The sequence below is a fragment of the Enterococcus sp. 12F9_DIV0723 genome (assembly GCF_002174375.1).
In the GTDB taxonomy this organism is placed as follows: Bacteria; Bacillota; Bacilli; order Lactobacillales; family Enterococcaceae; genus Enterococcus_A; species Enterococcus_A gilvus.
Window position 1 is genome coordinate 1599743 of the sequence record NZ_NIBK01000001.1, and the last position, 8991, is coordinate 1608733.

Annotated in this window: 9 protein-coding genes, 1 pseudogene and 1 other annotated feature; of the genes and pseudogenes, 7 read left to right on the forward strand and 3 right to left on the reverse strand. The window is 36.8% G+C overall.

All coding sequences use genetic code 11. From position 1 onward, the window contains the following. Positions 1-113: 113 nt before the first annotated feature. Positions 114-1658, reverse strand: a pseudogene (locus tag A5868_RS07620) (IS1182 family transposase); the annotation flags it as partial. Between the two features lie 371 nt (positions 1659-2029). Between A5868_RS07620 and A5868_RS07625 the strand changes: the two are divergent. From A5868_RS07625 to A5868_RS19000, 5 genes are all read left to right on the forward strand, one after another. After that, on the forward strand, positions 2030-2509 hold the full coding sequence (locus A5868_RS07625) for a MarR family winged helix-turn-helix transcriptional regulator (RefSeq protein ID WP_086303945.1): 480 nt from the start codon (positions 2030-2032) through the stop codon (positions 2507-2509). A gap of 10 nt (positions 2510-2519) precedes the next feature. Beyond that, on the forward strand, positions 2520-3035 hold the full coding sequence (locus A5868_RS07630) for a flavodoxin domain-containing protein (protein ID WP_086303943.1): 516 nt from the start codon (positions 2520-2522) through the stop codon (positions 3033-3035). A 137-nt stretch (positions 3036-3172) separates the two neighbouring features. After that, positions 3173-3404 (forward strand) — a binding site (T-box leader). A gap of 72 nt (positions 3405-3476) precedes the next feature. Beyond that, a complete protein-coding gene (locus tag A5868_RS07635; protein ID WP_086303941.1) occupies positions 3477-4292 on the forward strand; it encodes a MetQ/NlpA family ABC transporter substrate-binding protein in 816 nt (271 codons plus the stop codon). Positions 4293-4313: 21 nt separating this feature from the next. Continuing rightward, positions 4314-4820 carry a peptide-methionine (S)-S-oxide reductase MsrA gene (gene msrA / locus A5868_RS07640; protein ID WP_086303939.1) on the forward strand — a complete coding sequence of 169 codons (507 nt, stop codon included), beginning with the start codon at positions 4314-4316 and terminating at the stop codon, positions 4818-4820. 165 nt (positions 4821-4985) lie between these two features. After that, entirely contained in the window at positions 4986-5150 is a 165-nt protein-coding gene (locus A5868_RS19000) for a hypothetical protein (RefSeq protein WP_176281299.1), read from the forward strand. A gap of 48 nt (positions 5151-5198) precedes the next feature. Here A5868_RS19000 and A5868_RS07645 read toward each other — a convergent pair whose 3' ends face one another. Next, entirely contained in the window at positions 5199-5873 is a 675-nt protein-coding gene (locus tag A5868_RS07645) for a Crp/Fnr family transcriptional regulator (RefSeq protein WP_087654138.1), read from the reverse strand. Positions 5874-6143: 270 nt separating this feature from the next. Here A5868_RS07645 and nox point away from each other — a divergent pair, with 270 nt between their 5' ends. After that, positions 6144-7475, forward strand: a complete 1332-nt coding sequence (gene nox / locus A5868_RS07650) for a H2O-forming NADH oxidase (protein ID WP_086303937.1) — start codon at positions 6144-6146, stop codon at positions 7473-7475. Between the two features lie 78 nt (positions 7476-7553). Here nox and A5868_RS07655 read toward each other — a convergent pair whose 3' ends face one another. Beyond that, positions 7554-8093: a GNAT family N-acetyltransferase gene (locus tag A5868_RS07655; RefSeq protein ID WP_086303935.1), complete on the reverse strand. Its 540-nt coding sequence runs from the start codon at positions 8091-8093 to the stop codon at positions 7554-7556. A gap of 274 nt (positions 8094-8367) precedes the next feature. On the opposite strand from A5868_RS07655, the gene A5868_RS07660 reads away from it, so the two are divergent. Further along, positions 8368-8856, forward strand: a complete 489-nt coding sequence (locus tag A5868_RS07660; protein WP_086303933.1) for a TIR domain-containing protein — start codon at positions 8368-8370, stop codon at positions 8854-8856. Positions 8857-8991 lie beyond the last annotated feature (135 nt).

Below are 8991 nucleotides of genomic sequence, written 5' to 3' on the forward strand. Positions count from 1 at the left end.
AAAAGAGGCTGTGACATAAGTCGTAATCCTTAATCGAACAAAAATTGGCTTCCAGAAATCATTTAATGATTTCTGGAAGCCAATTTTTATGTACTCAAGGTGCCAAGCCGTTTCATTGCGGCTAACTTTCTCATATTTAATGCCATGATAAGGATACCCGTTTCCTTTTTCACCTTTTCTAGGCCTCGAACATGGTATCGAGTGAAATGCAAACAAGCCTTCATCCACCCAAAGACTGGTTCTACGTCAATTTTTCTTTGTGCGTAGATTTTTCCATTTTCAGGTTCTGAAAGCAAGGTGCGTTGTTTTGCTTTAAAGTATTCTAACGAAGGATTGACCTTAATGATGCGTGTATTGCCCCCTTGGGTCAACGCTTCTTGAATCACTTCTTTATTTTCCGTATATTTTTCTGCTTTGTACTCTTTGAAGTCTCGAACAAACCCATCGACTTTATCCGTATCTGTTCTATATGTATTGAAATTGAAACGAACTCCTTTGGGATCAATGTAATAATCCTCTTGTTCGTTATACGTCCAATTCATGACTTTTCGTTCGTCCGACTGCCATTTCTTACTTTGCTCTTTCAACATCGTAGAGTAAGGAATCAATGCGATATGATTCGGTAGTTCATCCTCAAGATACCGATAATTTTGTTCTGAGCCATATCCGGCATCCGCCACAATATACTTAGGAAGTCGACCCGCCCCGTTCATTTTTTCTATAAATGCTGGGAGGGTTTTCGTATCCGTTGGATTTTGATAGACATCATAATCTAAAATGAACTGGTTACTAGTGGCTACTTGAAGGTTGAACGAAGGCTTTAATCGCCCATTACGCATAGGATCTTCTTTGACACGCATAAAGGTGGCATCTGTATCTGTTTTTGAATAACTATTACGGGCACCACAAATAGCTAAGCGCTGTTGATACTCCGCCATTTTATCCCGACGTTCGCTTAGTTTTCGTTTTTGTGCTTTTAATTTACGGCGTTGTTGTTTGGCTGGATTTGGTGAAACCTTTCTGGTTTCAAGTACTTCTTGTTCCAATTCTTCTAACCGTAATTCCAACCTTGTAAGTACTTCATCCAACATATCTAATGTGAGTGAGGTTCCTTCAGGAACATGACTCGCTAAATGCGCCTCTTTGAGTTCAGACATCAAAGAGACGAGCTGCTCACGGTTCATTTTGTCATACTTGATTGTGCTCTTTTTCCAGACGAAACTATATTTATTGGCATCCGCGAGAAGCTTCGTCCCATCGATAAAAATTGAATGAGTAATCAATTGTTGCTCCCTAAGATAATGAATTAATGAATCAAGCCCCTTTTCGATCAATGCTTCTAATTCATTAGATACGCGGAAACGGGCAATGGTTCGGTAAGTCGGGATCTGTTCTTGCGTCAACCATCGAGCCGGTAGGCTCTCTTCAGCTAATTGCTCAATTTTCCGACTGCTAAATACACTCCGCGTATAAGCGAAAAGAACTAGTTTTAACATCGCGCTTAAATCATAATTCCGCGGTCGACCAAAAAGATAAGGCTCTTTGATTTCAAGGGATTCGACAAGTTCATTGATAAACCAAGCCGTGCTATCTTCTTTTGGAATGTAAGAAGTTGTGATATCTAAAGTGAGTTGATTCATGTTATAATTTGTATGCATGATTTTGATCCTTTCGGGGGTTGAATGATTTAGAGTACGAGCGTCATCTCGTACTCTTTTAGTTTACCCAAAAAAGCCAGTGAAATGAACGAATTCTCGTCATTTCACTGGCTTTTTACTTAGAGACTTATGTCACAGCCTCTTTTAGTGTCTTTAGTTGCATATATACGAATCAGTTCATCGATTCACTTTACTTGCTAAGTCACAATAGAACATAAAAAAAGAGTCCATTTCGGCGCTTTGTTTAACAGTCGCTTAGTATGTCAACTCGAACATTAGATTATCCGACTAAGGACCTATTTCGAAAAAGTAAAAAAAATTTTATAATATAGGTAACAAGTTACGTATATTGAATGACTGGAGAAAATAAAGTGGATATCGAACAGTTAATAGAAGACTTTCAAACAAGTAGAGACAAACAGCAGCGCGCTATTTTCGCTAGTCTATACATTTTAGGAAATCGGCTGCAAACCTCTTTCGATAAAATTGATCCGTCTGTGTCAATGAAGCAGTTTATGGTTTTAGTTATGATAAGGCAATCGTCTGAAAGGGCTATTGATTTAACAAGTTGCGGAAAATTGCTAGGCTGTTCAAGGCAAAATATTAAAAAATTAGCGATTGCATTAGAAGCAAAGGAATTGATCGCAATGAATCGAAGTGAAAAGGATAAGCGAAAGACGATTCTCGTCTTAACAAAGAAAGGGGAACACTATTTTCATTCGGTTGAAACATTGCACAGCCATGCTTTGGCAACCATTTTTAATGGGTATTCTGATAAGGAGCTATCGAACTTTTTTGATATTTTTATGAAATTGTACCGAGGTGTCGAGAAATTGGAAATCACTGAATAAGAAGGAGAAGATGAATAAAATGGAAAAGCTTGTTATTTATGCCACGAAAAGAGGAAGTTCTAAAAAATATGCGGAGGTATTTGCACAAAAGCATGGCTATCCGATTTATGAACAAGGGAGGGTGCCTTCAGAAGACTTCGCGGGTTCAAAAAAATTATACTATTTTGGCAGTGTATACGCTGGTAGAGTTTTTCAGTTAAACAAGTTGAAAGAAAAATGCAGAGAAGGAATGGAAATCACAGTAGTACCAGTCGGGTTATCTTCAAAAAATGACCAAGAAAAAATGGTAGAAATTCGTAAAGGAATTATTAAAACTTTTCCGGAGGCAGAGATTTTCTACATGAGAGGACGATTGTCATATAAAGAATTGAGTTTCCCCGAAAAAATACTGATAAAGATGATCAATAAAGATAGCAAGAAAAAGGAATCGCAGAATAAACTGGATATTGAAAAAGCAATTGGACAAGTTGTAGCGGAAGACGGTGTAGACTTTATCAATTTAAACGAATTAGAAGTTATTGAGTAGGACTATCAATAACCCGTTTATGGTCGAATAGTGCCTTTCATAAGTCCAAATAAAAGGCCTTGCGTATATAATTTATTTATTTGATAATATTTTGATTGCAATTTGGAATGATTTGTATTAGACTAATTCCAATCTATACGTATGCATTGAAGAGAAGAGTAATTAATCACGAAACGATTAAAGAGACCCTCGGCTGGTGAAAAGAGGGATCGTGGAAAGTTAATGAAGATGAGCTCTGAGCATTCAGTTTGTTCACGCAAATTGAACGGAAAGCGACCGTTACTTCGCCGGGTATGTAAGTACCGTTGAGGTATTATCTGAAAGGATAATACGAATAAGGGTGGTAACGCGAAAATATTCGTCCCTTTATTTATCAGTAGACTGGTAGGTAAAGGGACGGATATTTTTTTATTTGTCAAAATTTAATAGGAGTGTGTCAGTATGAAAAAAATTGGTTTCGTTGCATTGGTATTTAGTTGTTTCATTTTTTTAGCAGCTTGTAGTTCGGGTTCCGCAGAGAAAGCGGATAAAATAAAAATTGGGGCCTCCCCTACGCCTCATGCAGAAATTTTAGAACATATCAAACCCGAATTGAAAAAGAAGGGGATTGAACTAGAAATTGTAAAATTTGATGACTATGTTTTGCCGAATAAAGCGTTAGAAAATGGGGATATAGATGCAAATTATTTTTCAACAGTCCCTTATTTTAATTTACAAAAAAAAGAAAACGACTATCGTTTTTCAAATATAGGAGCAATCCATTTAGAACCAATGGGGATCTATTCACACAAAATAAAGAAAATTAGCGAAATACCTTCTGGTGCGAAAGTAATTGTCTCAAACGTTCCCTCAGAATGGGGACGTGTGATGAATATTTTTGTTGAGAATAAACTTTTAAAAATCAAGCCAGGAGTAGCCATCGATAAAGCTACTTTTGAAGACATAACAGAAAATCCAAAAAACTTAGTCTTTGATCATAGTGTCGATCCAACCTTATTAACCTCGGCTTTTGAAAACAATGAAGGAGATCTTGTCGCGATCAATTCTAATTTTGCTTATGAAAAAGGATTGAATCCAGTAAAAGATTCTTTAATGATCGAGCAAAAGAACTCGCCATATGTAAACATCGTATCGACAAAAACGAGCAACAAAGAGAATAAAGACTTGAAAAAAGTGGTGGATGTCCTACATGAGCCGCAAGTGCAAAAGTGGATCGAGAAAAAATGGGGTGGATCGATTGTACCCGTCAGTGAATAAATGAAAGAAGAGGTGAATAAGATGGAGAGAGCAGTATTTGCAGGTGGTTGTTTCTGGTGTATGATCCAACCTTTCGATAGCCTTGCGGGCATTCAATCGGTAATCTCAGGTTATACAGGGGGAACAAAGGAAAACCCAACGTATTTAGAAGTTAAAAGTGGCGAGACAGGTCATACGGAGGCCGTGGAAATTATATATGATCCTTTAGTTATTTCATACGATGAGCTTCTAGAAATCTATTGGCAACAGACAGACCCAACGGACGCATTTGGTCAATTTGAAGATCGAGGAAGCAGCTACAGACCGGTTATTTTTTACTTTGACGAGAAGCAAAAAGAACATGCTGAAAAAAGTAAGGAAACACTGCAAAATAGCGGAAGATTTGATGAGACGATTGTAACTAAAATCGAGAAAGCAACGGTATTCTATCCAGCAGAGGAAGAGCATCAAGACTATTATCAAAGGAATCCTGAAAACTATCAAAAAAATGCAGCCCGCAGAAAAAAATTTATCTCTGAGTTTTGGTAGAAGCGACGAGGTTCCATGAAACACGCTAACTAGAGACAACTCAAAAGAAGAACCTTTCATTTGAGTTGTGCCTGATTAATTTTCTCCTTAAGCAGAAAAATGTGACATATGTCCTAATTGTTTTTCTTTTGAGTGATTACAATAAGCATATAGGAGGTGCTTATTATGATAATCCTAGTCTTACTTTTGATTTTTATAGTTGTCGCTTTATATTTAAGAATGCAAAATAAGAACAAATCAGAATTTATTTATTGGGAAAAAATCGATGAGTTGGAAAAGCAGAGAAAAGAAATGATTTTACAACGCGCGCGGGAAAGACAAAATTTCTAAAAAAGTCAGCCGATTTGCTTTAAAAGCAAGAAACCGGCTGATATTTTTTTACAGCGTTTCATTTTCAAAATAAGAAACTTCTGACGAATACTGGATCAATTTTTCTTTATCAAGTATCAAGAATGCTCGTTTTTCCTTTTTTAAAATGTTGCTCTCACACAATTTTTTTAGTAAACGTAATAGGTGGCGATAGCTGATGCCAATTGTTGCCGCAACATCAGAAAGATTGTCATAAAAATAATTTTTGTAGGCGCCTTTTAATATATAAGTACAGAGTCTTTGTTCTCCAGAGTAAAGTGCATTTGAAGAATAGTCATGTGAGGAGCTCACTAGATTGTTTGATAACCCCTTCGCCAGTTCGGTCATAAAAGTCAAATTTTTGAACATCGTATCATCGTCATCTTGAAAAGGAACGACGAGACATTCGAAAGCTGAGAGTGCAACGACAGAGGCTGTAGCATAGTTTGTCTTGGACATTAATTCGACATCTCCGATGATACCGCTTGATAGATAGTACGCTAAAACAAGACTTTTTCCTGAAGGAGAAGTTGTACAAACTTTCGCCTTTCCAGAGACAACCAGCAGAATATATTTATATTCAAATCCCTGAGAAAAAACGATATCTCCAGACTCGTAGTGACGTATTTCACATAGCGCATGATGATCCGATAATCCATATTTTTTTAACAATTTAAAATGATGTTCCTGTAATGGATAAGTCATATGATCTCCCTCGTTTCTCCTAATGACTATAGGAAGCATTGGTTATTAGTCATTTTACTATTTTCGGGTTTAAGTTGTCGCGATAAACGCCTAAACAAGTTCGGTAAATGCAAACTAAGTAAGAAAGTTCCTCGTTCGACCCTCCAAATGATATTTGTGCTTTTTTAGAAATTACTATAAATAATTTGGATTTTTGAAAAATTCATTTGTGCAATATGTTACAATTGAAGTTGCAATACAAACGCTTTCAATAACTAGGAGGTAAAGTGAATGACAAAAACAGTAATAGTTGGTACAAACCATGCGGGGATTGCCGCAGCGAACACGTTATTAGACACATTCGATGATCAGGAAGTAGTAATGATCGATCGGAACAATAATTTGAGTTATTTGGGTTGTGGAACGGCGTTATGGGTGGGACGTCAAATAGACTCTTATGAAGGCTTATTTTATACAAAAAAAGAAGACTTTGAGAGCAAAGGCGCTAAGATATCCATGGAAACAACCGTTGATCACATTGATTATGGGAAAAAAGAAGTTCATTGTCTGCTTCATAATGGCGAATCATTCATTGAAAGCTACGACAAGCTAATTTTAGCGACAGGGTCAGTGCCAATATCACCGAATGTTCCTGGTCGAGATTTAGAAAATATTCATTTTTTGAAACGTTTTCAAGATGGTCAAGCGGTTGATGAAATTTTAAATTCAGATAGTATCGAGAATGTTGCAGTAATCGGTGCTGGCTATATTGGTGTAGAAATTGCTGAGGCAGCAAAACGACGCGGAAAAAATGTTTTATTATTTGATGCAATGGAGCGTTCACTGCCAAGCTATTATGATAAATGGTTTACTGACGACATGGACGCTACTTTAAGCGAGCATGGAATTGAACTGCATTTCGGGGAGCTTGCGAAAGAGTATAAAGGCAATGGAAAAGTGGAATCCATTGTCACTGACAAAGGGGAGTATCCTATTGACCTAGTCATTAATGCAATCGGATTTTTGCCAAACAATGAATTGGGAAAAAGCCATCTGGACTTGTATAAAAATGGTGCCTATTTAGTTGATCGCTATCAACAAACGAGCGATCCAAATGTATATGCAGTCGGAGATTGCGCAACGATTTATTCAAATGCACTTCAAGATACAACTTACATTGCTTTAGCAACCAATGCAGTACGATCAGGTATTGTAGCAGGTTACAATATAGGTGGCGTTTCCTTAGAATCTACTGGGGTACAAGGATCTAATGGTATTTCCATTTTTGGGCTGCATATGGTATCGACAGGATTATCCGTTGAAGTAGCAGCTAAAAATGGTATTGACGTAAAATACACAGATTTTGAAGATTTACAGCGTCCTGGTTTTATGAAAAAGAATGCCAAAGTTAAAATCCGTATTGTGTATGAAGAAAGTTCTCGTCGAGTAGTTGGCGCACAATTATCTTCAACAGAAGATATTTCGGGTGTGATTCACATGTTCTCATTAGCGATTGAAGAACAAGTGACGATTGATAAATTGAAGCTATTAGATATCTTCTTCTTGCCTCATTTTAACCAACCGTATAACTATATTACTATGGCGGCCCTAGGTGCAGAATAAGTAAACAAGTACAAAAAATTCCCTCAACGTTTGATAATTTTCTGACGTTGAGGGAATTTTTTTATAATAAAGAAAAATTTATTTGGTTCTTTTTAAAATGTCTAAAATTTTCTGATAGTTTTGATTTTGAAAAATTTGATAGTTGAGCTTTTCATACAGCCTTACCGCATGATGGCTCCAGGTTTGTGTACTTAAATAAAGATCCTGGTTCGGGTAGTATTCATGAAGAAGTTCAGTAACACGAATGACTAAAGCCTTGGCCAGGCCTTTTTTTTGTTCCTCAGGAATCACACCTAACCAATGCAGTCTCGGGGAACGATCTTCTGTCCACCAAGCCGTGAAGGTTGCTACCTTTTTCCCTTCAGGGTTCTCTACAAAAAGCATCCGACGGCGTAGTTCTTTTTCGTAAGGCATAAAAGAATGCTGGAAGTACTCGGCGGCTTCCTTCTCTGAATCAAATTCTAAGACGGCTGTTTCAATACGACACCAATCTCTTTCATCGCCAGGTTGATAAAAAGTGAAGCGATAGCCATCAGGTAAAGTAATTTTAGGTAAGGGCGGTGCATCTGAGGGACGGAACATCGTAAAAGGAATGAATGGTACAGATTTATCCAACATAAGAAGACCTCCATTTTTTTCTCAATAAAATCGTATCATGTAGGGCATGCAAAAGCTAGTTCGTTTTTTACTTATATAGGAAACGATGTTACTGATCATTGATCATAAAACTTCTAATATAAAAAAATTGGAGCCTTTGTTTTCAATGGCTATTATATAATGAATAGAGAAATTGGATTACAGAAATATTCCAGTTTGTCAAGATTTTTTTGGTAGTGAATACCGATTCGCTGCAAGATAGTATCTATTAACAATTTAGGAAGGTCGTGTTTTTATGGCAAAGAGGGTGTTCTTCAGCTTTTCTTACGAAGAAGATTGGTCTCGAGCATTCGTTGTTAAGAATAATTGGACGCTTAAAGAAAATGACGAGTCTGGGTTTATTAACAAAGCAGAATTTGAACGAATGAAACGGGATGGCAGTGCAAATATTGAACGATGGATTGATAAACAATTGGCGGGAACCTCTGTAACAGTGGTTTTGATTGGAAGCGAAACATTGGATTCAACGTATGTTCAATATGGAATAAAGAAAAGTTATGAGCGTGGCAATACAATCATAGCGCTCAAAATTGGAAAAGTTAAAAATTTGAATCAGCAAACATCAATCAGTCAATCAGTGGTAAAGATAGTAGGTAAAAATGAGGAAGGAAAATTATTATGGTTTGATGAGATCTTGGATGAGGAATATGATTACATCAAAAACGATGGGTTTACGAACTTAGAAAAATGGATAGAGAACGTTGATAAAGTAAAAGAGGGGTAATAAAGAAACGGCATCGGATTATCCATATAATCGATGACAATAAAAGGGGATAAAGAGAGCGATGGTCTTTAAAAAAAGAAAAAGGGCGAGTGACTGGACAAAACGTTCAACACTCGCTTTTTTTAAATTCAAATT

Bases quoted from the DNA above. Each gene is read 5' to 3' on its own strand.
- nox (WP_086303937.1), top strand. From the start codon at position 6,144: ATGACAAAAACAGTAATAGTTGGTACAAACCATGCGGGGATTGCCGCA.
- msrA (WP_086303939.1), top strand. From the start codon at position 4,314: ATGGAGAGAGCAGTATTTGCAGGTGGTTGTTTCTGGTGTATGATCCAA.
- A5868_RS07660 (WP_086303933.1), top strand. From the start codon at position 8,368: ATGGCAAAGAGGGTGTTCTTCAGCTTTTCTTACGAAGAAGATTGGTCT.
- A5868_RS07630 (WP_086303943.1), top strand. From the start codon at position 2,520: ATGAATAAAATGGAAAAGCTTGTTATTTATGCCACGAAAAGAGGAAGT.
- A5868_RS07635 (WP_086303941.1), top strand. From the start codon at position 3,477: ATGAAAAAAATTGGTTTCGTTGCATTGGTATTTAGTTGTTTCATTTTT.
- A5868_RS07655 (WP_086303935.1), bottom strand. From the start codon at position 8,093: ATGTTGGATAAATCTGTACCATTCATTCCTTTTACGATGTTCCGTCCC.
- A5868_RS19000 (WP_176281299.1), top strand. From the start codon at position 4,986: ATGATAATCCTAGTCTTACTTTTGATTTTTATAGTTGTCGCTTTATAT.
- A5868_RS07645 (WP_087654138.1), bottom strand. From the start codon at position 5,873: ATGACTTATCCATTACAGGAACATCATTTTAAATTGTTAAAAAAATAT.